At 43.1% G+C, this 1219-nt stretch carries 1 protein-coding gene; it reads right to left on the bottom strand.

The window, feature by feature from the left end; translation table 11 throughout:
• Window positions 1-69: 69 nt before the first annotated feature.
• On the bottom strand, window positions 70-1038 hold the full coding sequence (locus A3729_RS24710) for a hypothetical protein (protein ID WP_068512378.1): 969 nt from the start codon (window positions 1036-1038) through the stop codon (window positions 70-72).
• Window positions 1039-1219 lie beyond the last annotated feature (181 nt).

Genomic DNA, 1219 nt, shown 5'->3' with positions numbered 1-1219 from the left:
TAACCAGCCAGCGAGCCGTGGAAGGGTCTGCCTACAGATAAGGCAGACCCTTTTTTAGAGATAGAATCTTTATTTTTGAGGTGCTTCAGGTGCTTTAATGGCTTCGGTAAAAGCATTCAATTTTTGTTGGGCTTCAGTTAACTGACGCTGAGCCTGATCAAGTTCCTCTTGGGCCGTTTGTAAGCTCTGGCTCTTTTCTTTGAGTTGGCTGTCTTTTTCATTCAGTGCTTGCTCGAGCTTCATTCTTTGAGTTTGTTGTTCACTCAGCGAATCTTCATGCTTGGCTAAGAGTTCTTGTTTTGTTGCGAGTTCGCCTTTTACGTTTTCAAGGTGATCTTCCTGATAATCAACCAGTGCCTCGATAATATCGATGGTTAAGTATTTATCTTCTAACTGGTTTTTGAGTTCACTGAGTTGTTGTGCAAGGTTATCAGCTGACTCCACTAGGGATGCTTTCTCCGAGGCGCTAGTTTCCTGGTCGCCTTTAAGTAGCTGTATTTCTCTTCGAAGTTGGTCGGTGCTTTGTTTTAGCTCCAACAGCATACCTTTGGTTTTATCCAGTTCAGTTTTTTTACTGGCTAAGGCAGTGGTTTGGGTAAGCACCTCATCCTGAGTCAAACTGAGAATATTTGCGAGTTTATCAATATTCTTTGAGGCGGAGGCTATTTGGTTGTAGTGAAGCTGCTTCTTGGCAAGTTGCTCGTAGGCAAAATAGCCGCCAATAATACAAGCGATAAGCATAATCGGCAGAATAATCATCGCGGGTTGGCGGCGAGACTCAGCTGCCTGCTGTGCCGTGTTAAATGCTTCTCTCTCATGTTGGAGAAGTGTATTGTCTTCTTTAAGTTTACGTTCGCGTTTTATTAGGTCTTGAGTTTTTAACTGGTTAGCGCGCTCTTTTTTGGCAACGCTATCTTGGTGCGCTTTAATGCGTTCTTCAGTTTTCTGCTGCTGGGTCGCTTGGCGGTTTAGTGCATCTTCTTTTAGTTGAAGTGCACGAGATTTTTGTTCTAGTTGTAACTCTTCTGGCGACGCCATGTGATCAAAGGTCCTATTAAATAATACTGGAAACTCTTTAATAGTAGCTGATAAATAGCGTTTTGCTTACTATGCACAAGTTCCAGTCACCACCAAAAAAGGCTAGACGGCTTCAAGCTTTGCATAAGATAGAACTAGCCACTTACTGCCAGCTTCTGGGAAGTTAACTTGAATACGTGCA

This window comes from Oleiphilus sp. HI0043, assembly GCF_001634935.1.
The sequence above is the reverse complement of the archived record's forward strand: the minus strand, read 5'-3'. Positions and strand labels throughout refer to the sequence as shown.